The 21,597-nt window shown below is 35.9% G+C and carries 23 protein-coding genes and 1 riboswitch; of the genes, 18 read left to right on the top strand and 5 right to left on the bottom strand.

Annotated features, from left to right (window positions below; translation table 11 throughout):
• Nucleotides 1-272: 272 nt before the first annotated feature.
• On the top strand, nt 273-413 hold the full coding sequence (locus H3Z82_RS18535) for a hypothetical protein (protein ID WP_182202246.1): 141 nt from the start codon (nt 273-275) through the stop codon (nt 411-413).
• Between the two features lie 140 nt (nt 414-553).
• On the top strand, nt 554-1,816 hold the full coding sequence (ltrA, locus tag H3Z82_RS18540; RefSeq protein WP_182202247.1) for a group II intron reverse transcriptase/maturase: 1,263 nt from the start codon (nt 554-556) through the stop codon (nt 1,814-1,816).
• Between the two features lie 176 nt (nt 1,817-1,992).
• Here the strand turns inward: ltrA and H3Z82_RS18545 are convergent, their stop codons facing one another.
• Both H3Z82_RS18545 and H3Z82_RS18550 read right to left on the bottom strand, forming a co-directional pair.
• The gene (locus tag H3Z82_RS18545) at nt 1,993-2,403 is read right to left on the bottom strand and encodes a type II toxin-antitoxin system HicB family antitoxin (protein ID WP_182206986.1); all 411 of its coding nucleotides are present in this window, start codon (nt 2,401-2,403) and stop codon (nt 1,993-1,995) included.
• Between the two features lie 130 nt (nt 2,404-2,533).
• Entirely contained in the window at nt 2,534-2,716 is a 183-nt protein-coding gene (locus H3Z82_RS18550) for a type II toxin-antitoxin system HicA family toxin (RefSeq protein ID WP_182206987.1), read from the bottom strand.
• 477 nt (nt 2,717-3,193) lie between these two features.
• Between H3Z82_RS18550 and H3Z82_RS18555 the strand changes: the two genes are divergently transcribed.
• From H3Z82_RS18555 to H3Z82_RS18600, 10 genes are all read left to right on the top strand, one after another.
• Nucleotides 3,194-3,487, top strand: coding sequence for a type II toxin-antitoxin system RelE/ParE family toxin (locus tag H3Z82_RS18555; RefSeq protein ID WP_394368122.1), 294 nt, complete (start codon nt 3,194-3,196; stop codon nt 3,485-3,487).
• Between the two features lie 65 nt (nt 3,488-3,552).
• Nucleotides 3,553-3,864, top strand: a complete 312-nt coding sequence (locus tag H3Z82_RS18560; RefSeq protein WP_182207020.1) for a helix-turn-helix domain-containing protein — start codon at nt 3,553-3,555, stop codon at nt 3,862-3,864.
• Nucleotides 3,865-4,042: 178 nt separating this feature from the next.
• Entirely contained in the window at nt 4,043-4,468 is a 426-nt protein-coding gene (locus H3Z82_RS18565) for a hypothetical protein (RefSeq protein WP_182206988.1), read from the top strand.
• Between the two features lie 725 nt (nt 4,469-5,193).
• A complete protein-coding gene (locus tag H3Z82_RS18570) occupies nt 5,194-5,448 on the top strand; it encodes an autorepressor SdpR family transcription factor (protein ID WP_182206989.1) in 255 nt (84 codons plus the stop codon).
• A 4-nt stretch (nt 5,449-5,452) separates the two neighbouring features.
• Nucleotides 5,453-6,100 carry an SdpI family protein gene (locus H3Z82_RS18575; RefSeq protein WP_182206990.1) on the top strand — a complete coding sequence of 216 codons (648 nt, stop codon included), beginning with the start codon at nt 5,453-5,455 and terminating at the stop codon, nt 6,098-6,100.
• Between the two features lie 215 nt (nt 6,101-6,315).
• Nucleotides 6,316-6,792, top strand: a complete 477-nt coding sequence (locus tag H3Z82_RS18580; RefSeq protein ID WP_182206991.1) for a PH domain-containing protein — start codon at nt 6,316-6,318, stop codon at nt 6,790-6,792.
• A gap of 312 nt (nt 6,793-7,104) precedes the next feature.
• The gene (locus H3Z82_RS18585; protein WP_235982495.1) at nt 7,105-7,602 is read left to right on the top strand and encodes a hypothetical protein; all 498 of its coding nucleotides are present in this window, start codon (nt 7,105-7,107) and stop codon (nt 7,600-7,602) included.
• Between the two features lie 355 nt (nt 7,603-7,957).
• Nucleotides 7,958-8,983 (top strand): serine hydrolase domain-containing protein, encoded by a 1,026-nt coding sequence (locus H3Z82_RS18590; RefSeq protein WP_182206992.1) that lies wholly within the window; start codon nt 7,958-7,960, stop codon nt 8,981-8,983.
• Nucleotides 8,984-9,226: 243 nt separating this feature from the next.
• Nucleotides 9,227-10,390: a S41 family peptidase gene (locus tag H3Z82_RS18595; protein ID WP_182206993.1), complete on the top strand. Its 1,164-nt coding sequence runs from the start codon at nt 9,227-9,229 to the stop codon at nt 10,388-10,390.
• 152 nt (nt 10,391-10,542) lie between these two features.
• Nucleotides 10,543-10,884 carry a hypothetical protein gene (locus tag H3Z82_RS18600; RefSeq protein ID WP_182206994.1) on the top strand — a complete coding sequence of 114 codons (342 nt, stop codon included), beginning with the start codon at nt 10,543-10,545 and terminating at the stop codon, nt 10,882-10,884.
• Between the two features lie 678 nt (nt 10,885-11,562).
• On the opposite strand, the gene H3Z82_RS18605 is transcribed toward H3Z82_RS18600, so the two are convergent.
• On the bottom strand, nt 11,563-13,026 hold the full coding sequence (locus tag H3Z82_RS18605) for an aldehyde dehydrogenase family protein (RefSeq protein ID WP_182206995.1): 1,464 nt from the start codon (nt 13,024-13,026) through the stop codon (nt 11,563-11,565).
• A gap of 395 nt (nt 13,027-13,421) precedes the next feature.
• On the opposite strand from H3Z82_RS18605, the gene H3Z82_RS18610 reads away from it, so the two are divergent.
• The 6 genes from H3Z82_RS18610 (at nt 13,422) to H3Z82_RS18635 (ending at nt 18,833) form a co-directional block, all read left to right on the top strand.
• Nucleotides 13,422-13,991: a Crp/Fnr family transcriptional regulator gene (locus H3Z82_RS18610; RefSeq protein WP_182206996.1), complete on the top strand. Its 570-nt coding sequence runs from the start codon at nt 13,422-13,424 to the stop codon at nt 13,989-13,991.
• A gap of 82 nt (nt 13,992-14,073) precedes the next feature.
• Nucleotides 14,074-14,748: an ankyrin repeat domain-containing protein gene (locus H3Z82_RS18615; RefSeq protein WP_182206997.1), complete on the top strand. Its 675-nt coding sequence runs from the start codon at nt 14,074-14,076 to the stop codon at nt 14,746-14,748.
• 14 nt (nt 14,749-14,762) lie between these two features.
• The gene (locus H3Z82_RS18620) at nt 14,763-16,184 is read left to right on the top strand and encodes an amidohydrolase family protein (RefSeq protein ID WP_182206998.1); all 1,422 of its coding nucleotides are present in this window, start codon (nt 14,763-14,765) and stop codon (nt 16,182-16,184) included.
• 172 nt (nt 16,185-16,356) lie between these two features.
• A complete protein-coding gene (locus H3Z82_RS18625) occupies nt 16,357-16,869 on the top strand; it encodes a nucleoside deaminase (RefSeq protein WP_235982496.1) in 513 nt (170 codons plus the stop codon).
• Between the two features lie 527 nt (nt 16,870-17,396).
• The gene (locus H3Z82_RS18630; RefSeq protein ID WP_182207000.1) at nt 17,397-17,606 is read left to right on the top strand and encodes a hypothetical protein; all 210 of its coding nucleotides are present in this window, start codon (nt 17,397-17,399) and stop codon (nt 17,604-17,606) included.
• A gap of 300 nt (nt 17,607-17,906) precedes the next feature.
• Complete coding sequence (locus H3Z82_RS18635) at nt 17,907-18,833, top strand: hypothetical protein (RefSeq protein WP_182207001.1); 927 nt, start codon at nt 17,907-17,909, stop codon at nt 18,831-18,833.
• Between the two features lie 194 nt (nt 18,834-19,027).
• Here H3Z82_RS18635 and H3Z82_RS18640 read toward each other — a convergent pair whose 3' ends face one another.
• Together H3Z82_RS18640 and H3Z82_RS18645 are read right to left on the bottom strand one after the other, a co-directional pair.
• Nucleotides 19,028-20,320, bottom strand: coding sequence for a Na+/H+ antiporter NhaC family protein (locus tag H3Z82_RS18640; protein ID WP_182207002.1), 1,293 nt, complete (start codon nt 20,318-20,320; stop codon nt 19,028-19,030).
• Nucleotides 20,321-20,370: 50 nt separating this feature from the next.
• Nucleotides 20,371-20,468, bottom strand: a riboswitch (SAM-I-IV-variant riboswitch).
• A 430-nt stretch (nt 20,469-20,898) separates the two neighbouring features.
• On the bottom strand, nt 20,899-21,588 hold the full coding sequence (locus H3Z82_RS18645; RefSeq protein ID WP_182207003.1) for a hypothetical protein: 690 nt from the start codon (nt 21,586-21,588) through the stop codon (nt 20,899-20,901).
• Between the last annotated feature and the right edge of the window lie 9 nt (nt 21,589-21,597).

A 21,597-nucleotide genomic window follows, 5' to 3' on the forward strand; every position in this document is an offset into this window, starting at 1 on the left:
TAGTGTGCCAAGAATCAACCACGGCAATAAAAGGTTGAATGCTGTAAATAAGATGATGGTAGGTCCATCAGAGTCGTTGTATAGGCGATGGCTCTAAACCACCTAAAGGTGCTGCAATTAACAGTTGTGGTGCTGAGCGTTTAGGAGAATCTAGTCCAAAGAGATTAGCAGGTACGAATAAAGGAGTTGAACGAAAGTGAACCATCGAAGAGGTGTCGAGAAGTTGCTATCCCCAGTCAAAAGCTACGAAGTATGATACGGAGTGAAAAGTAATGTTAGCAATAACATTAATTACAGAGGAAACCTATTTATTTTCTGTAAGGCTGGCGTCATTCAGATGGCAAGAACTTTATTCAGGCTTATTTACGGAACTTGGGAAACTGCATACAAATGGCAAGGGAAATGCACAATAAGAACAACTTAGAGGCAGAATACCGAAGTTGTATGCAGAGACAGATTAACCCGTAGTAGTGATGAAGTTTCTGTAATGGAAATGGAGCAAAGGGGTTAAGTTGTACAGTTGCATTTTACAAATCAACTTACAAAAGTGAGGATGAATTTATGGAATGAAACAAAATCAATACCGATAAGCCGCCAAATGGTTTGGGAGGCCTATCAAAAAGTGCGTTCCAACAAAGGGAGTGCTGGAGTGGATGCGATAGATATGCAAGAATTTGATGCCGATCGCAGAAGACACCTTTACAAACTTTGGAATCGTATGGCATCAGGGAGTTATTTTCCACCACCTGTCAAAGAAGTAGAGATATCCAAGAAAGACGGTTCTATCCGTAAATTAGGCATACCTACCATTAGCGACAGAGTTGGCCAAATGGTGGTCAAAATGTTTGTTGAACCAAGATTAGAGGCAGTATTCAGTCCCAATTCTTTCGGCTATCGACCAAAGAGAAATGCCCATCAGGCATTATCAAAGGTAAGAGAAAACTGTTGGAAACAAAACTGGGTCATTGACTTGGACATCAAAGGTTTCTTCGATAATATTGACCATAACAAACTGATGCTTGCCGTAGAGAAACACGTGCCCGAAAACTGGGTAAAACTCTATATCAAACGATGGCTGGAAGCACCCGTTATTACAATATCTGGAAAACGAATCCAAAAGCAAGGAAAAGGAACGCCACAGGGCGGAGTGATCAGCCCTTTACTGGCAAACCTCTTTCTACATTATGCTTTTGACAAATGGTTGGAACGGACAGATAAAAATGTAGTCTTCACACGTTATGCCGATGACGTGATACTACACTGTAATACAAAAGCCCACGCAGAAAAAGTACTTAATCTAGTGCATCAAAGAATGGCTTCGGTAGGATTGGAATTACATCCACAAAAGACAAAAATTGTCTATTGCCGAGACTACAGAAGAAAAGAAAAATACCCAACAATCAAATTTGATTTCCTGGGATATTCTTTTCAGCCCAGGACTGCCTTCTCTAAGAAAAAGAGGAAGCTGTTTTTAGGGTATGATTGTGCCATAAGTATTGGTTCAAGAAAACGAATCGCTGACAAGCTAGAAGAGCTCGGCGTAAACAAACTTACTTTTAAAAGCATCGTAGGAGTAGCCCAATATCTTAATCCAATAATCAGGGGATGGGTGCGGTACTATGGTAAATTTAAGATGTATGAACTTACAAAAGTCTTTCGGTTACTCAGTAAAAGATTGGTTTGGTGGGCAAGGAAAAGGTATAAGCGATATAAAACCAGTATTTCGAAAGGGTACCAATGGTTAGCAGAGGTTAGGAAACAATATCCAACACTGTTTTATCATTGGAACTTCAATCAAATAAATTGTATTGCTTAGATTTGTACAACAAGAGCCGTGTGAGGGGAGACTTTCAAGCACGGTTCTGTGAGAGGCTTAGGGTGAAACTCCCTTTGCCTACTCGATGCCCTGACCGTTGTGCATTTGAGCAACGAACATAAAAAAAAGGTTACCTATTTAAGATAACCTTTACAAAAATGAATGATATATAAAGTTTACAACCTAATTGATTGTAGTTCTTGACCTAATATATGTAATTCTTTTTCAATCTTTTTTGCTCTTTCTTCTGAAATATAAATATCCTTTTTTGTAGAATATTGTCTTAGCAAACTTGGACTGATTCCAATTCTGTTAGCAAATGCAGATTTATTAATAACTTTAAGTTTATTGAATAACTCTGACAATTCAAGTTGATATTCTAAATTGATACCTTCTGACATCAATTTCAAGATTTTTTTATCATCAATATCTTGAGCTGTTTCAAGATATAATTCTAATGCCTCTTGTAAATTTTCTTTCAATGTGATTAAATCTTTACCATCAGCAGTTACTACACCTGGAATATTTTGAGTTGTACCCCAATAAATCCCATCAGTAGTTCTTTCTACTTTGACCTTGATTCCCATTTCTTCTTTTTTAATTACTGTCAACGTGTTTGTGTACGGTTTGTGTGCATAAGAGCACACATTTTGATTTTCTTTTAGAAAACCTGAAATTATGAATATTTTAAATTCTTTGATACAAGTAGAGCTTACTTTACTTCAGCCCTGCTTGTCTTAAAATTGAACTTATTGTTCCTTTCGGAATATCCTTTTTAGGGTGAGGAACAACTACTATTCCATCTTTTGTTAGATGGGTAAAAACGTGGTGAGAACCTCTTGTTCTATTCAATTCCCAACCATCTTTTTTTAGCATCTTTATCAAAGATTTACTATCCATACTTCATAAATCATTCATTTTTTGTTACTGTAAATATATAACATTTTTGCAATATATAACATTTTTACAATATATAACGTTTTTGCAATGTGTTTTTTAAAATAAAACGAATTTACTTATATTTCTAAACAAAAACTATTGGTAAGCCGTGTATAATTTATTGCTATTACTCTGCCTGCTGGCGTGAGCGTCCCGCTCGTGCTCACAAATACTATCGGACACTATTGCCCATAGAATAGATTAAATATACGTAGTTCTATTTATAGGAAAGTTTAGGGAAAGGTGGTAGATTGGAGATTGCAAATTTATAATGATACAATTATTTAATTATAGCTGGTCCAATTGGCACATTGGGGGCAGATGTGAGCACTATTGGTGCTGTTATTTATAAGTTGTGTAATGCACAAAAAATTCAGCTTCAAATTAAATTGGTTTCCTAATTAGGAAACATTTATCTTTGTATAAAGATTGGATTGGATGAACAAGAAATTTAAGGTTGAGTTACTTGAAGAAGTAAATGAGTTTTTAGACGCACTGAACGAAAAAGCTCGTGATAAAATCATTTATAATCTGCGAAAAGCACAGATTGTTAATGATAATGAACTTTTCAAGAAACTGAACGATAACGTTTGGGAATTCCGAACTCTTCACAATAAAACCAAATATCGACTTTTCGCATTTTGGGACAAAACAGACAAAACCCAAACAGTTGTTATATCGACCCACGGAATTGAAAAGAAAACTGTAAAAGACACCGAAAAAGGAAATTGAGAAGACCGAACGGATAATGAAACAATATTTTGAAGCTAAAAAATAAAATTATGAAAAATAACGGAATGAAAACTTATAGCTTGGACGAAGTGACCGACAAGTACATCGGAAAAGAAGGTACGCCAAAAAGAGATGCGTTTGAGAACGAACTCCGACTTGACCTAATCGGACACGCAATCAAACAAGCAAGAAAGGAAAGGAATTTGACTCAAGCACAACTTGGAGAATTGGTAGGTGTTCAAAAAGCACAGATTTCGAAAATCGAAAACAATTTGACTGACGCCCGATTTGATACAATATTAAAGGTTTTTAAAGCATTAAATGCCAAGATTAATTTCAACGTGGAACTGCTAAATCAAAATATGAACTTGACATAAATCGTAAAAGCACTACACACAACACGAGTATAAACGCAATAGCGGAGTTAGTGTTTATCCAATAGTGGTTTTATAAATTTGAAGTTCATTATAAACCGAAAAGTCAATGCTTAAATCCCGCTACTCCGCTTATACCATACGGTTGGCAATAATACCCAAGCACACGAAAAAAATAAAAATGAAACGAATACACTTTGGAAATTTAAATAAAAAAGGTCGTTTGATTTTATTACCTCTAATTTTAATTGGGTTATTTCTAATAATTAATGGAGCCTTTGATTTTATTGAATTTACAAACCCAAAAATGAATAAATATTTGAACGCAATCGGATATCTATTAGTTTTCGGATTTAGTACGCAAATGTTCTGGTATCAGAATTATGTTCAATGGAATAAAAGAGGAATCTTAATCAGAATAAAATCGTTCTTTGGGAAAAACATAAAATTTAAAGAGATAAAATCAACTGAATTGAATGACAAAAAATTGATAATAACAGAAACGTATGGAAATAAAATTGAGATTGATTTAAGTCATATAATAGAATCTGACATTGAAAAATTAATCAATATAATAAACAAAAATACTATTGCCGTATATAATTAATGGCTGGTTTTGGCTTACTTACAAAAATCCTCGCGGATTTTCTATTCGGTTTTTATTTGCCAAATTAGGTGCTTAAAACACGCCACTAATTATATACAAAAACCTTGTGGTTAATGTTGATCCGTCCTTTCTTGATAACCTTGTTGACTACCAATAATTCTTTCTTCCAGGCACATTAAGATAATGACAATTTTAATTTTACGTGATTTGAAAGAGTGTTTAACCAAGATCAATTGGTAATAATGGCGTTTGAGTCTTGCGTAGGGCGGCACTCATGGGCACGGATCGTAACTATCCTTGTGCTTATATTACCACTAGAGGAACTAAGATTTATAAATGTGTTTAATAGCAAGACAAGGCCTCCTTACAGATTGAATGGTATGCTTAAGCTCAATCTTTGGCGGATACATAATAAGCATGCTCCACACACCAGATGATACCTATCTTTAAAAATCAACCTTGACATGATTTTCCTATGGAAAGGATTGCGTCCCTCGACAATTAAAAATGGCTCACTTTAGAAGGGAACTTTATGTTTTCTCCAATAAAACAATCTTATAAAAACACACTACTAATACTTTCTAAAGAACTATTCCAAACGCCAATAAGGAGGTTTAATATTAAACGGGTGAAGCTCCTATGCGAACCTGCGTTGAATGTCAATATGAAAAAAAATTTGGTCATTTAAAAGAGTATTTAGATATTTGTCTAAATAACTAAATTAAATGAATTCCCTTTTTAAAGCTCTTAATGACGAAACTCGTCGAAAAATTGTCGAGTTATTAAAAAAGAAAGATATGAATGCTGGAGAAATTGCAGAACAATTCAATATTTCCAAACCAAGTATTTCACATCATCTTGATATTTTGAAAAGAGCAGATTTAATAACTAGCGAGAAAAAAGGACAATTTGTAGAATATTCATTAAACACAAGCATATTAGAAGATTTAATAAACTGGATACTCACCTTAAAAAAATAAACCAATGACACTAAAAAAGGAATTACCACTAATTGGAATTGTACTATTACCATTTTTATATTTGGCATATATCTGGAATCAATTACCTGAAAAGGTTCCTATGCATTGGAATATTAAAGGAGAAGTAGATAGATATGGAGAAAAGATTGAATTAATTATCATTCCGATTTTATTACCTCTACTTGTATACATTATTTTTCTAGTGGTTCCAAAAATCGACCCAAAAAACAAATTGAATAACATGGGAAATAAACTTCAAACTATAAAGTTCATACTAACCACTTTTATGTCAATTTTAGCATTATTTATTCTTTACACAGCCAAAAATGAAACATATGCTAATCCGAATTACATCGTATTGCTAGTTGGGGTTTTATACATCATCTTTGGAAATTATTTTAAAACAATTAAAGCAAATTATTTTATCGGTATTAGAACGCCTTGGACTCTGGAAAATGAAACAGTTTGGAAAAAAACTCACCAATTAGGTGGAAAACTATGGTTTGCAGGAGGAATAATTGTGGTAATATCAAGTCTAATTTTAGCGAAGGGAATGAATTTTACTATATTTTTAACAATCACAGGAATAATAATCATAATACCAATAATTTATTCATACCTAATATTCAAAAATGAAAGTAGAACAGCATAGAACAATGTTTAAAAAAAACAGCGCAAGAAAGCACTAAACTCAATGTTGTAGGCGTATTTGCGGGTTCCTTATATCTTTTTATTTGGCCTTTCAGAAATAATATAGAACAAAATGCAAAAGATTTGGCTTTTGGATAATCCGAAAGATCATAACTTATTTAGAGACCTTCTCTGTACTAAACGTTGTAGAGCATTTGAAACAAAAACCATACGATTATGAATATCTATTTAAGCAAAAGTTCGGCGTTTGTCAAAATCGCTACGATTGGCACTTTGATTTTGTTAGCTTTAATTCCTATATCTCTTTTTATAACTGACAGTAATTACGGAGTAATTGGTGGTCTTTTATTGACAATTCTGATTGTTGGAACTGCTATTTATTTTTATGCAAACTCATTGGATAGAATCATTGTTGATAACGATTATTTAATATTAAAAAAGAACTTTGGTCAAATAAAAATTCCAAAAAATGAGATCAATGGAATTGCTAAACTGAACTATTCAAACTTGACAATGACTTATGGAAGCAAAGGAGTTTTTGGATTCGTAGGAAGTACGATGGATAATTCATACAGTTTGGTAAAGGACAGAAAAAATATGGTCAAAATACTGACCGAAAATAAAAAATACATTATAAGTACTGATCAACCTGATAAATTAATATCCGAAATAAAAGAGCTTTACGCTTTGTAAAAATAATTGCTGGTTATCTTCTACTTAAGAGCATCTTTGCGGTTTCGTCTATATTTTACCACCTAATTTTAGTGTTAGGCTCAGATACGTTAGTAACAGTCAGGTTAGATATTCCAACTGCGTCGCTCGAGAAAAACAATCGCTCACTTCAGAAAGAATCTTATATTTCTCCAATAAAACAAACTTATAAAAACCCACTATTCATAGCCCTAAGCATTTCACAAACTCCAATAAAATTGTAAATTTATATCCTAATGGCGTTCTAACACCGATCCACATAGTGTATAACCGCAACAAAAACCCGAACAATTAATGGAAATGGTATTTAAAGAAGAACAAAAATTCACACAATGGTGGTTATGGCTGATTTTAATTGGCATCGGTATTTTACCGATTATTGGTATTTATAATCAATTAATCGTGGGAGATGGTTTTGGAAACGACCCAATGTCTGACTTCATATTTATAGTTTTTTGCTTGCTTATTTTTGGTTTAATAGCAGTGTTTTGGTTTATGCGACTTAAAACAGAAATTGATCAGAACGAAATCCGAATGACTTTCATCCCTTTTCTTAAAAAACGAGTAAATTGGAAAGACATAAAAAATGCTGAAATCGTGAATTATGGATTTGTTGGAGGTTGGGGTATACGACTTGGAACAAAATATGGAACCGTATATAACACGAAAGGAAATAAAGGGTTGGCGATAGAGCTTCTGAATGGAAAAAAGTTTCTAATTGGAACTCAGAAAGAAACTGAACTGAATAAAATATTGGACAAGAAAGCTACTTGGCAACAAACACGTAAATAAGCTCTGACTTAAACTGACCTTATGTATAGATACTATAAGATATTATAAGGCCAACTTTTATTTAGAGAGGTTCTTGCCAAAAAAACCACAGCTTATATACCTAAATGCGATAGTAAACAGTTGATAAACATCAAAAACCAGTACTAAATCAATTCTTTTTTGGATTTTTAGATCAAAAATCAACAAAGTACGATGCGAATTTATAAATATTGTAAATCGTAAAATTCATTGAAAATTAATGGAAGTTGCTTAAAACCTGGAAAAACAGTAAAAAAAAAGGGCTGTCTGAAATACAGAACTGACAAGCAGTTTGGACCTAATAGACTTTTCAGAACACACCTCATCCAGATATCAGATGTCAAAAAATATCAAACAAATACTAAGAATAATTTTTATAATTGCAAGCATTGGGTCTTTATGGTTTGTACCGTGGATTTTAGTAAAAGCTTGGATCTTACCATTGCCAGACACGGTACAAGAGCAAGTAGATGAAGCTTTAAATTATGGGTTTGAAGGCATGATTGTTTATGTGGATGCACCCGATAAGCCGGCAGCGCTTTATTCCGGTGGTTGGAAAGATCGTAAAAACAAAATACCTGCCGACCCGAAATCGTTATTCAAAATTGCAAGTATTAGCAAACTCTATACTGCAGTTGCCATTACTAAATTAGCCAAAGCACATCGTTTGTCGTTAGATGATACACTCGCAGATTACTTTCCAGAACTTATAAACAGAATAGAAAATGCCGAAAATATCACCTTAAAAATGATGGTGCAGCACAGAAGTGGTATTCCAAACTATACAGATAGTCCCGCTTTTTGGGAAGATGAACAAAAAAATGCAAAGCATGCCCTTGACTTTGCCCTAGATTTACCTGCCAGTTTCAAACCGGATAAGGGCTATGGATATTCAAACACGAATTATCTATTGCTTCGCAAGATCATTGATCAAGTGTTAGGCTATAGCCATCATGATTATATCAAGGAGAAAATTTTGATACCACTTGATCTTAACCATACTTATTTTTCACTTTCAGAGGTCAACTTAGACGATGTTATGAGCGGTTACTATGTTGGTGATACAGAAGATTATAAAACTCATGAAAATGGCATGTTGGCAACAGCGGAAGATGTTGGTGTATTCTTGCGTGCCTTAAACGATGGTTCAGTATTTGAAGAAGGGGAGCAGGAGCTTTATCCCTACGAGTATAACCACGGCGGTCTCGTTCCTGGTTATCAGAGTCTCGCAGAATACCATCAGGATATCGACACCGTGGTGGTACAATTTATTAATACAACCGATTTTAATGGCTATGAGTGGAATTTATCGGAAATAATCATTAACCGTATCGTGAAAATTATAAAAAGAAATTCAGATTGACTTACTGGAGCGCATATTGTGCGCGTACTTACCAATACTATCAGTCACCGCAATCCAATAAATAGTAGATCTGCTTATTGGAAAGGTTTGGGAAAGTTGGTAGATTGAAGGGTGAAAATTTATAATGATACAATTATATAATCAAAGCTACTCCAATTGGCAAATTGCGGGAGATATGAGCATTATTGGTGCTGCTATATGTAAAACTGCCCACAACTAAGAAAAAATCCTTAAAAAATTAATATGATTAGAACGAGTTTGACTTTATTATTACTTCTTACAGTAAATTTAATTTTTAGCCAAGAAAAAAATTGTGACTGCATCAGTGAACTTGATGATATGTCCAAACTGATTGAAAACTCCAAAAGTTATAAAACACAAATTAAGAAGAGAGGTAAAGAATCTGATTTAGAAACATGGAAAGAAGACATAAAAAGAGAAATAGAAAATGACGATTTGAGTGACTTTTTTTGTGTGGGCTATTTGCAAAAATTCATTTCATTTGTCAACGACAGACATAATCAAGTTTATGTCGTCCCCGATAAAATATCTTTAAATGTCCCTACCTATCCAAAAGCAATCGATACTACCCTAAAAAGTAAGGATAAAGTTTCAGGTATTTATTATGCTGGAAGCGATAAAATTTTAATACAAAAAGAAAATGACAGTATTTGGTTCGGAATCACCTTAAAATCCGATTCACAGGAATGGACAGAAGGTAAAATAAGAATGAAAATCAAAAAAACAACTAAGGAATTATTTGAGATTTTCGAATATTTCCAAAATGGACTATTGCTTTATCAAAAGAATATTGAAATCTTAGACGGCAGAATTCACTCTACCTTTTGGAATAAAGAAAACAAATACTTTTTCAACAAAAATCATCAAGATAACTTCACATATCGATCAATAAATCCGGAGTTTGATTATGTCGGCATCAAGACCTTAAGTAGAACCAATACCCTGATTGAAGAAGCCAATGAGTTTTACGGAAATACTTTAAACAAACTAACTAAAGAAAACCTTATAATAGATCTACGGAATAATGGTGGCGGTGCAGAAAATCAAGCAAAACCATTAATCAAATCATTAAAAAAGAATAAAGCTATAAAAAGAATTTATGTTTTGATTAATTTTAAAACGGCAAGCGCTGCTGAATTAACTACGTTAGCATTAAAAAAGGATAAAAGAACTATTTTAGTAGGGGAAAACTCAAGTGGAATGCTCGCATACGGGTACGGAAATCGATCTTTTTCTACAAATACAAATTGTTCAAAATATAAGGTAGTTTTATCAACTAAGAAAGATAAGAACGAATACAGCCAGTATGAGTACATCGGAATACCACCAGATATAAAATTGAACAACTCAGCGGACTGGATTGATAAAGTAATACAGATTCAATAAGTAGACTAATAATTGTGAGCAACATCATATAAGCGCAATGCGAGATTTATTTCTGAATTGAACATGGTGTTAAGCATTAAAATTTTGGATAAAATCAAAATAACATCTTCGGAAACCCGCACTTCGCTTATCCTTACAGAGAACACATTGTCATGAAAAACCTCCTATTCATTTTATTCATTGGCTTAACCGCTTTAGGTTGCTCAACGGATGATAATGCATCAAACGCTGTTACTGTTATATACCATCAGACCTATTGTAGTGACCCGTGGGAGGCTGTAGAAGATAACAGTGAATTAGCTGCCATAATAACCAACTTTTTTGCGTCAGAAAATATTGTCATCTCCCATCTGAAGATTGATGCTAAAGGAACAGCACAGGACTGTTTGGGGTGTGGGTGTCTTACTGGCAAGCGTGTTATTTTAAAAGTGCATAAATATGATTTAGATGCTATAAAAGCATTTAGATTTGAAGAATATGATAAACCTTATTAATCAATTGCAACGGTATTGATAATAACATGCCGAACTGAGATGATTATTTGAACATACCACCTCAATATAGGTCGATTTTAAAAATGGAAACTTCTATATTCCAGCAGATGAAGAAATGCCACTTTCCTATAAAATCTCCAGAAACGGTACCGAACAATTTAAAATAGTTGATCCCCAACCATTTATTAGGATGACTTTAATAAAACAGCTCATATATAAATTGAATGGATTGACGTGTGTACTTCTCGGCTTAAATATGATGAAACGAAAATGGAATTGAGCGATATAAAACCACTATAAAGAACACTTAGGCTTTTAAAATGAAATGGCAAAGCTTAAAAAAATTGCTTTTATTCCCACCAGTGCGGTTTAATATCCCGAGGCTTACCTCGATAGAAAAAACAATTCCTTATGCATACCTTGCTGGATAGCCCCATAGGTTTTTGATTTTAAAATAACGTTTAATGTCCGCGATTTGGAGGAAGTGATGACAGGAAAGATGTGTCAAGAACACCCATTATGCAATACGCCTCACTTAAGGACCCTACAAAATGAGTATGCAATAGCATATTTTCAAAGTTTTAAAGCTGATTAAACTAAAATTGTTCGACTCCCTAAAAAACAAAACCCTCATAAAGAGGGTTTGCTTTTACAATATTTAATCAGATTCTCAAGTTCTTAGAACGGTAATGGACGCTCGCCCAATTGCACGGTTACCCATTTTAGTTGGGTCATATCCTCAATGGAGTATTGCCCATTTTCTTTCCCATGACCACTACCTTTAAAACCTCCAAATGGCGCATTAGGGTCGTCATCAAAAGAGTTATCGTTAATATGTACGGAACCAGCTTCAATTCTTAGCGAAAAATCAAATGCCTTCTGCAAATCGTTGGTTATAATTCCAGACGATAATCCGTAATACGTGTCGTTAGATAATTTAACGGCATCTTCGTAATCCTTGGCACGGTAAACAGATACTAATGGCGCAAAAGTTTCATCGTCTGACACCAACATGTCTGTAGTTACATCGGTAAGTACAGATGGGCTCCACATTTGGTTCTCCACATGTCCACCGACGTGCAATTTCGCTCCTTTTTCTACTGCGTCATCAATATGTTTCTCAATCGTTTTTATGGCATTTTTAGAAATAAGTGGTCCTACTGCAGTATCTTTTTCATTAGGATCGCCTACTTTAATGGTTTTGACGTGTTCTATAAACGCTTCAATAAAGTCGTCATAAATAGGCGCTTCCACAATAATTCTTGAGTTGGCCATACATACCTGGCTTTGGTTGAAGAAGATACCAAATGCAGCCGAACGTACAGCATAATCGAGGTCGGCATCTTTAAGAATTACCAATGGGCTTTTTCCTCCAAGCTCTGGAACAAAACGCTTTTGGAATTTACCAGCAAGGGCTTGCAATTTATTACCCACTTTGGCTGATCCGGTAAAGGTGATCAGTTTTGTACGTGGATCTGAAAAAAGCGTATCTCCCAAGTCTTCATCAGCAGTAGGAATCACACTGAGTACCCCTTTAGGCAACCCAGCTTCATGGAATATTTCTGCAAAGAGCAAGGCAATAATAGGGGTGTAAGGGGAAGGTTTTAAAATAAAGCTATTTCCGGCCGCAATAGCAGGTGCCAGTTTTTTACTGTTTAGCAACAGGGGCGCATTAAACGGACCGATACCTACCACGACACCTAAGGGCATTCTGTAGGTAAATGAAATTCGGTTTGGTTCTTCAGCTGGCATGGTTTCTCCACGGATTTGTCGTGTTTGTCCAGCGGCAATTCTAAAAGTACTTATAATATAATCGACTTCATACATGGCTTTTCCGAACACATTTCCGCCTTCGTCAATCAAGGCTTTAGCCAACTCAGTGCGTCGTCTTTCAGCAATATCAGCAGCTTTTAAAAGGATGGCTTCACGCTCTTTAGCAGTTGTTTTGCCCCAATCCTTTTGAGCTTTTTCAGCACTTTCCAATGCGGTTTGTAGGTTTGCAGGACTCGCTAAACGTACCTTAGCTAAAACTTTGTTGTTATAGGGGTTGATGGTGTCAATAACCTTCTGATCGTCCGTTTCTAAAAACTCTCCATTAATATAAGGAGCATAGACTTTTTTGTAGTCGAACTTTAATTCCATTCGTTATAGATTTTTATTGATTATTATAATTTGTTCTGACTTCCTAACATACAAGTTTTTAAGAACGATTGAAAACTATGCTTTATAAGGTTCTGTTAATTAACAACTCGGGCATGATAGTACTAAAGTCTTGTTAAAAACCAAGCGCGAGATTTATGGATGTTTATAGGATTTAAAAGAACATTCGCATCAAAGCCTTAGTCTTTGACTATATGGGTAAATGACAGGATCAAAGCTTCATAAGTGGGGAGTGGAAAAGCTTTACTCATCCTAATTCCTTAGAAAGAAATGATACCTTCATGCATGGTATCGGAAAGCCCTGATAGCATCATGTAATTATAAACTTTTCTATCTTTATGCTTCACTAAACGATTATTTTAAACAAGCACCTTTTTATGTTCTCGACACTTCGCAATTACCTCAACCAAAAATCATCACTTTCAGATAAAGAAATTGCGCATATTCTAAGTCATTTTGTTGAGAAAAATGCCAAGCGTAAAGAGATTCTAATAGACTGTAATGCGGTCAGCAACCATTTTTATTTTATTGTCGAAGGTGCTGTTAGAATATTTTCCATTAATTCTGAAGGGGTAGAGCTGTCACGTTTTTTCGCTTTTGAAAACATCTTTTGTACAGCTTTGCCCAGTTTTATAGATCAGCAACCTACCAACGAATATTTACAAGCCATTGAACCTTCGCGATTATTGGTCATCACCAGAAAAGACTTTTACAAATTGGTTGATGAGTATCACGATTTTGAACGCATTTATAGAAAGATCCTCGAATTCAGCTTTATAAACAATCAATTCAGAATATATAGTTATCAAGGCTATACAGCATTAGAACGGGTCCGGTTACTTATAAAAATGCAACCTCAATTTTTGCTACGTGTATCTAATAAACTGGCTGCGTCTTATCTAGGAATGTCACCCTCAACCTTGAGCAGAACAAAGCTTAAACTTTAAAACGTTGACCTATATCAATGTTTTTTAACAATTGCTATATGATATTTGCACTAATAATAAATAACTAAGAAATATGTCAACTATGAAAACTATTAGTGTTGTATTTTATTTCGCATTATTCAGTCTCGTAAGCGTTTGTGCACAAAAAACTAATAATACATTGGAAATGGAACTTATCAAAGCCGCCAAAAATAATGATACTACTAAACTTCGACACTTAATAAAACAAGGTGTTGCCATTGATGCCAAGGATGCTCATCAACGCACTGCTTTAATGGTGGCAACTTATGAGAATCACGTCCATGCAGCCAAACTGCTAATTAAGGCCGGTGCTGATGTCAATGCACAAGATGATCGTTTGGAAAGTCCATTCCTTCATGCCGGAGCTAGAGGACATTTAGAAATTCTTAAAGCCTGTCTCGCCACTGGTAAGGTTGACCATATGTTATTGAATCGCTATGGTGGTACAGCCTTGATTCCTGCCTGTGAAAGGGGCTATACCGAAGTTGTGAAGGAATTACTGAAAATTGAAGACTATCCTATAGACCATATCAATAATTTGACCTGGACGGCACTAATGGAAGCCATTGTTTTGGGTAACGGTGGTAAAACGCATACACATATTGTTCAACTATTGATGAATGCTGGCTGTGATGTCAACATTCCAGACAAGAATGGAATTAGTCCGCTTCAGCATGCAAAAAAAAGTGGGTATAAGGAGATTGTTGCTATTTTAGAAAAAGCTGGTGCCAAATAAAAATATAAAAACCAATGAAAATACTATATTTAATTATAATAAGTAGTATGCTATTAACAGCCTGCAAAAAGGAAGGAGACTCTCTTAAGTTTGATATCCTTATAAAGGATGTTCATATTGTCAATACTAACACAGGAGCTCTTATTGAAAATCAAAGCATAGGGATCAATGCCGACACCATTGCGAAAATAGCTGCCATGGATCAATCAATAAATTGGACGGCAGGTAAGACGGTTATTGCTAAGGATAAATATGTAATTCCCGGTTTATGGGATATGCACATGCATTTTGGGGCGGACTCCCTAATCAGCGAAAATAAAAATATGTTGCCTCTCTATTTGGCAAATGGTGTGACTACTATAAGAGATTGCGCCGCTGATATTAGTCCCAGTGTCCTGAAATGGCGCCGACAAATCGAAAAAGGAGAACTAATAGGACCAAGCATTTTTACCTCAGGACCGAAAATAGAAGGTAAAAACTCAATCTGGCCGGGTGATATAGAAATTGAAAACGAGGAGGAATTGAGTTCTGCTTTGGATTCCTTAGATGAGCTTCAGGTAGATTTTGTGAAAATAACGGACAATGCCCTGTCGCCTGAACTGTTCCTGAAAAGTGTTCAAAAAGCAACCCAGCGAGGTTATAAAACTTCGGGCCACATCCCTTTTGCATTACCAATTAATGACGTATCAAAGGCTGGTCTGACCACCATAGAGCATATGGGATATATGTTGAAAGCAGGCGCAGCCAATGAATTGGAGATTATTGAAAAACATAAAAATGGGGAGATAGATTATAGAACTGCAAATGCTCTAATGAATCAAAGTTTTGATGAAGCAACGGCTTTAAATAAATATAAGCAATTGGCTGAAAATGGAACAGCCATTGTACCCACTTTAATTGGCAATAGAATAATTTCCTATTGGGATGAAGATGATCATAGTGATGACCCAGAGCTGCAATATATTGGACCAGGTATTATAAAAACGTACCAAGGACGAGTCAATAGAGCGAAAGCGGCATCGGCAGAAGCTATAGAAGCACGGCACGAAAACTACAAAAATCTGGTAACTTTAATCCCAATAATCAATGCATCTGGTATGATGATTATTGCCGGAACCGATGCAGGTTTTTTAAATTCTTATATTTATCCAGGCTTTGCTTTGCACGACGAGCTTGAGATTTATCAAAAAGCTGGTCTAACCCCTTTAGAAGTGCTTCAAACTTCGGTTGTCAATGGACCTAAATACTTTGGACTTACGGATAAATACGGAAGTGTCACCGAAGGAAAAATAGCCGATTTATTGATCCTGAACAGCAATCCTCTGGAAGATATCAAGGCCACAAAAACTATTGACTATCTGATAAAGAAAACAAAGGTTTATGATAGATCGCAATTGGATGCAATGCTATTAGAGGTGAAAAACATCTATAATTGAACACTGGCCTTTCGGTATTTATAAAGCGACGACCAATAAATTTTTAAGGTATAAATTAAATATAAAAATTATGAAATTACTCACATTAACATTAGGACTGATATTAACAAGTGCAGTTGTATTTGGACAATCTCACAGTCAACAGATTAAGCTAACAAATAAAACACAAACTATGATGTCTCAAAACAGTACAAACTCGGATCCCGTATATACAGCAACAGACTTAAAGTTTTTACAACGATGCCTGATGCTCGCAGAGGAAGCTTTGGATGCAGGCGATCAGCCATTCGGATCTATTCTAGTCAATGCCGATAATGAAATTATAGCAGAAGCTAGAAATCGCATCAACGAAAAAAATGTATTGGCGCATCCAGAAATTGAACTTGCCGTATGGGCGATGGAGAATTTAAGTCTTGAAGAACGACGTGAGGCAATTATGTATACCACAGGAGAACATTGTCCGATGTGTGCCGGAGCTCACGGTTGGGCAGAGATTGGTTCTCTCTATTTTTTGCATTCCGCAGAACAATTGGGAACATGGTTAAGTGACATGGGGGTAGGGCCAGCACCTATTGAATTTGTTCCTGCTAAGGACATCATGAAAAATGCGGTTATAAAAGGACCGGGACAAGGCGAAATGCTAAAGAAAATCAAGGAGCTGCACCAACGTTATTATCAAGATTAAACTTGCTAATGACTATTTAATCTTAGTTTGTTCTATAAATAATCTATTAAATAAGTCCCCGAAGGCACGAGCATTCCGCTCGTGCCTTTTTTAATATTTTTCTATCACACTTAGTTTGTGGCAATTACATTCTTATGAGTACATCACAAATGGATCACTTTGACAAATTTTTATAATCGAGGAGATTGTACCAAAATTGTCTCACCTATAATAAAGGAGCTTAAACGGAATTTTAAAGGACTTAGATTATTTTAAAGGATTACTTTTTTTAATTATTTAATTTTGGAAAGCACAATTTACTATATGAAAATACGCGTAGACCCCAAAGACTTATAATCTATAATAAATGCAAACATGAAATATATCATCGTTATAATCGCTCTCTTTATATCATATCACCTTTCTGCCCAAAGTGAAGTATATAACAACACTTTTGTTCGAATTTATAATTTAGAAAGTAAAAAAATAAATAAAGGCAAGTTAGAGTCAGTATCCACAACGCCTATGAAATTGTTTTTAAAGAAGACATGGTGACAATTCTTTTAAATGAAATAGGAAAAATTAAAACTAAACGTTCGGACGGTCATAATATTGGAACAGGGGCTTTAACGGGCTTATTATTTGGAGATGATGACGAAGGCCTCCTTTCTTTTTCAGCTACTGATAAAGCATTGTTCGGTTTAATTAGTGGAGGTGCGCTTGATGCAATAGTTGGTGGAATTACTGCTCTATTCTAAAAATCAGACCTTTTCATCATTGATGCAGATGAAATAAAATTGAAAAATTTTAAAGATAAAATGAACAGAACGAATTAAATAATTCCTAAAAAGGCTTATGTTCAATTGGTAGATGGCATTTTGCCGCCGAGAGTGTCCAATACGCCTGTTACTAAACCAATCAAGAGTTGTAAACTCATGAGACATTTCGATAGCTTCTTTGAACAAATTCTCAACTTTAGAACCGCAGATAACACGTCATGTGAATAAAAAATCTTGTATCTTTAGCGTTCCTAATGAAGCTAAAATCCCATACGATTTATGAAATATTTTATGTCCTGCCTACTTGTCGTTCTATTATTTGGATGCAACGAGGTCAATTCTAAAGACGAAAGAGCGGTGCGTAAATTTGTGGAACAATGGAACGACTCTCATACAGAACTAAAGTCGGCTTACTTAGCGCGTGACTATATGGATGTGGTCAATTACTACGGAAAACAACTCAGCCGAGTCCAAGTTCAGCGCGACAAAAATTTGTTGTTTGAACAATTTCCAGACTACAGACAAAACATTCTAAACGACGAGATTGATATCACAAAAGAGGCGGGTAAATACTTGGTAACCTTCATTAAACACGTTAGTTATGACGGTATTGAGGCAGATTACGAATCGTATCTTACGGTAACCATGAAAAACGGTGTGTTCAGAATCTTACGTGAAGGTGTTGCAGAACATTCCGACAATCTTGATGCGCCTATCTTTCCAAAGGCTCGTGAAAACATACGCATTCTGAGCAATAGAAGACAACTGTTTGGCGATTTTGATGGTGATGGCCTCTCAGACTATGCCACGGTCATCTCTCCTGAAGTGACTTCAACTGTAGATGGAACGGTAGAATGTGCTGATGGATGCCATAGCGTCATTGTTTTTAATAACAAAAACTTGGAAGATATTGTCATCGAAGGGGCGTACCAATCGCAGTTAGAAAATCTTAAAGATCTGAATAGCGACGGTGCCGATGAAATTGGCTTTTGGGACATTAAACCCACATCTAAGACCCTCTATGTTTTTGATGCCACCAATGGTAAAATGCTCACCGAACCTATTGTAATCAACACTACCGTCCATAAAAACCTTAAGCTGATTGACGTTTTCAAAAAATCAGGACGCAATAAAATCACTGTTACGCGCAGTGCTGAGGTTGATGGAAAATGGATTTTAGAAACGGAAGTGGTTGTGTTGGATTAATTGGATACTTAAACCTGATGGATTTGGAACGGCAGGATACGAGCGGAAGCTCGCACCAACAGGGTTCATTTTCACACAGAAACGTGGCAATATAGTTACAATCTTTTCTACAAACCCGATTGTAGCTTAGCAGATGTCACAGACTTTCAATCAATAGAAAGCCCGTACTTACAATACAAAAAACTACCACATTATTAGCTATTAACTTCCCGTTTGAGTCCAATAAATAAGATGGTAGACACCAAGAGCAAGCCGAGATACCAAGAGTTCGCAATCAAATCAAAATAGGAGATCTGGCCCTGTGCAAAACTTAAGATCATTAACACTTGCGCGCCATAAGGTAGCAGTCCCTGTGTGATACAAGCGAAAATATCTAAAATTGAGGCGGTTTGTTTATTCTCCAAACGATACTGGTCGTTAATGTTTCTTGCAATAGATCCTGATATAATGATGGCCACGGTGTTATTGGCAATGGCAACATTGATGCTTGATACCAGCGCGCCAATGCCGAATTGGGCGGTCTTCTTACTTCTAATCAAGGCTTTTATCTTGGTCAAAATATAGTCTATCCCACCATTGTAAGCAACCAACGCAGCCAAACCTCCTGTCAATAAGGAAAGCAGAAAAATCTCGGTCATGTCCGTAAAACCCACATAGATAAGTTGCGTGAACTCAATGAGGGAGAAATCGGCATAGAACAGCCCTAAAACCCCTGCAGAAATGATACCCAGCACCAAGGTGACAAAAACATCAAGTCCGATGACAGATAATATAATAACGATAAGATATGGTGCTATTTTTAGTACGGAATAGCTATAATCGACCGTTTCTTCAACATGGGCGTCTAAACGCAAGCCTTCAAAAACAAGGATGGCACTAGTTATAAGTGCTGCCGGGACGGCTATTTTGATATTGGCTTTAAACTTATCGCTCATTTTAACCCCCATAGTCTGTGTTGCCGCAATGGTCGTATCTGAAATAATGGAAAGGTTATCTCCAAACATAGCACCACTCAATAAGGCGCCACAGAGAATGGCCAGAGAGAAACTGCCCGTATCTGCAAATCCAACCACAATAGGTGCCAAAGCAACTATTGATCCAACGGAGGTACCTGTTGACACCGATAAAAAAGCGGCAATCACAAAGATGCCAACATAAATGTATTGGTTATTGATCAGGTCCATTCCCAAATGCACAATGGCATCCACACTTCCGGTGGCATTCGTGACGGCGGCAAAAGCACCAGCAAGCAAATAAATCAAGCACATAGTGAGAATTTTTGGATCACCACAGCCTTCCAGCAAAGTTTTGATCTTAGTGTTTATAGGTTGTTTAAACAGAAGAAAGGCTACAATAATCCCTGCGATTACGGCAATAGGGGCGGGGAGTGCATAGAAATCCTCTTGAACAATACCAACACCCAGAAAGGTGAGGACAAATACGAAAAAGGGCAATAACGCCTTAAAGCTTGGCTTAATACTGGTCATAAGTCTGTTGTTGCAGAATCGAAATAAGAGAGTAACGGCAAATACTTAGAAAGGATAACGTTTTTTCCAAAGTATTTGGCTTATCGCTTTAGCACCTTGCTCGTTACTGCAGGTTGCTACCTCTTATTTGAGATTCTTGATAATTAAGTGTGCAAAAATAATGGTTTAGGAGAGGTAAACCTAAAGTTTTGAGACACGAATTTTACGGATTCTCACGAATCCATTCGTCTTCTGAAAACGGATTAAATAAGAACAATTCATTTCACGAATGTAGAAGGCTTGCAGTCTGCGTTTTTTAGACACGAATTGCACGGATTATCACAGATTCATGTTAACTAAATAATAACTGTTCATGTCACGAATCAGATTGGTTTATCATGATTTACATTTCAAACAAGCTCAATGTAGAAAGGAACGACTTTATTCGTTCTAACGTGATTCATTAATTCCCCTACTTTTAAAGGAGAAGTGGCTTCTACTTCAGAAAAGAAGCAGAAGACTCTCCTCGCCGTCGGGCAGGCGAGGTGGTTCGCACTTTGTTAAAATATGGTTCAAAAGCTTATAGGCTATTTGCCATTTTACTCCGATTCCCAAATACGTTTTTGAGCCGTTCCGAAAGCGCCCAATTGGTAAACCCCAATCGCTGCAGCCTGAAACTTTGTAGCTTTAAAATTATGTTGTGCCAAACTATCCAACAATGGAACCTTTGCCACGCCCAAGCTGATGTGTGGATTGTAATGCTCATAACTATGATCACTCACAAACTTGGGTACGTATGCCAAAGTAAAATCATCTATGGGTGTCCCATCTGAATTTTGTATATACGATTCTTGGGAACCGTCAGGAGTTATATAAGGTTCTAAAAGTGTGATGGTTTGTTCGTGAAGTGCCATTAGCGCCCGACTTCTTTTAATGCCAATGGACGCAAAACTCTCGTTCTTATCCTTGGCGTATTGCAGTTCATCAGCCCAAAGAATGTCGTTTTCTATGGTTTTATAGAGTCCAGTTAATGCTTGTTCAATTTTGGACAAATCACTTTCCTTAATATAACACTGCAATAAGGTGATGTGCGGAATGTGATGGTCGTCCAAAGTGATATTGTCAGAGTGTTTTTCCAATATCGCTTGGTTTAACTGAACGGACTGGTCGTAAATATCCTCAGGAAGTGTGAGCATCACTCCGATGGCGATTGTTTTTTCTTGCTTTGGAGCACAGGAACTGATTAGCGTGATGACTAGGCATATTATGATTAGGGAATATTTATTCATTTTTGACGG

Origin of the sequence: Gelidibacter maritimus, assembly GCF_014062315.1 — a bacterium.
Lineage (GTDB): Bacteria > Bacteroidota > Bacteroidia > Flavobacteriales > Flavobacteriaceae > Gelidibacter > Gelidibacter maritimus.

Excerpts from the sequence above, each read along its gene's own strand:
- ltrA (WP_182202247.1), top strand. The coding sequence starts at position 554 with ATGAATTTATGGAATGAAACAAAATCAATACCGATAAGCCGCCAAATG.
- H3Z82_RS18575 (WP_182206990.1), top strand. The coding sequence starts at position 5,453 with ATGACACTAAAAAAGGAATTACCACTAATTGGAATTGTACTATTACCA.
- H3Z82_RS18595 (WP_182206993.1), top strand. The coding sequence starts at position 9,227 with ATGATTAGAACGAGTTTGACTTTATTATTACTTCTTACAGTAAATTTA.
- H3Z82_RS18590 (WP_182206992.1), top strand. The coding sequence starts at position 7,958 with ATGTCAAAAAATATCAAACAAATACTAAGAATAATTTTTATAATTGCA.
- H3Z82_RS18615 (WP_182206997.1), top strand. The coding sequence starts at position 14,074 with ATGAAAACTATTAGTGTTGTATTTTATTTCGCATTATTCAGTCTCGTA.
- H3Z82_RS18585 (WP_235982495.1), top strand. The coding sequence starts at position 7,105 with ATGGAAATGGTATTTAAAGAAGAACAAAAATTCACACAATGGTGGTTA.
- H3Z82_RS18580 (WP_182206991.1), top strand. The coding sequence starts at position 6,316 with ATGAATATCTATTTAAGCAAAAGTTCGGCGTTTGTCAAAATCGCTACG.
- H3Z82_RS18600 (WP_182206994.1), top strand. The coding sequence starts at position 10,543 with ATGAAAAACCTCCTATTCATTTTATTCATTGGCTTAACCGCTTTAGGT.
- H3Z82_RS18645 (WP_182207003.1), bottom strand. The coding sequence starts at position 21,588 with ATGAATAAATATTCCCTAATCATAATATGCCTAGTCATCACGCTAATC.
- H3Z82_RS18635 (WP_182207001.1), top strand. The coding sequence starts at position 17,907 with ATGAAATATTTTATGTCCTGCCTACTTGTCGTTCTATTATTTGGATGC.
- H3Z82_RS18545 (WP_182206986.1), bottom strand. The coding sequence starts at position 2,403 with ATGGGAATCAAGGTCAAAGTAGAAAGAACTACTGATGGGATTTATTGG.
- H3Z82_RS18630 (WP_182207000.1), top strand. The coding sequence starts at position 17,397 with ATGGTGACAATTCTTTTAAATGAAATAGGAAAAATTAAAACTAAACGT.
- H3Z82_RS18555 (WP_394368122.1), top strand. The coding sequence starts at position 3,194 with ATGAACAAGAAATTTAAGGTTGAGTTACTTGAAGAAGTAAATGAGTTT.
- H3Z82_RS18625 (WP_235982496.1), top strand. The coding sequence starts at position 16,357 with ATGATGTCTCAAAACAGTACAAACTCGGATCCCGTATATACAGCAACA.
- H3Z82_RS18560 (WP_182207020.1), top strand. The coding sequence starts at position 3,553 with ATGAAAACTTATAGCTTGGACGAAGTGACCGACAAGTACATCGGAAAA.
- H3Z82_RS18620 (WP_182206998.1), top strand. The coding sequence starts at position 14,763 with ATGAAAATACTATATTTAATTATAATAAGTAGTATGCTATTAACAGCC.
- H3Z82_RS18565 (WP_182206988.1), top strand. The coding sequence starts at position 4,043 with ATGAAACGAATACACTTTGGAAATTTAAATAAAAAAGGTCGTTTGATT.
- H3Z82_RS18640 (WP_182207002.1), bottom strand. The coding sequence starts at position 20,320 with ATGACCAGTATTAAGCCAAGCTTTAAGGCGTTATTGCCCTTTTTCGTA.
- H3Z82_RS18570 (WP_182206989.1), top strand. The coding sequence starts at position 5,194 with ATGAATTCCCTTTTTAAAGCTCTTAATGACGAAACTCGTCGAAAAATT.
- H3Z82_RS18550 (WP_182206987.1), bottom strand. The coding sequence starts at position 2,716 with ATGGATAGTAAATCTTTGATAAAGATGCTAAAAAAAGATGGTTGGGAA.
- H3Z82_RS18610 (WP_182206996.1), top strand. The coding sequence starts at position 13,422 with ATGTTCTCGACACTTCGCAATTACCTCAACCAAAAATCATCACTTTCA.
- H3Z82_RS18535 (WP_182202246.1), top strand. The coding sequence starts at position 273 with ATGTTAGCAATAACATTAATTACAGAGGAAACCTATTTATTTTCTGTA.
- H3Z82_RS18605 (WP_182206995.1), bottom strand. The coding sequence starts at position 13,026 with ATGGAATTAAAGTTCGACTACAAAAAAGTCTATGCTCCTTATATTAAT.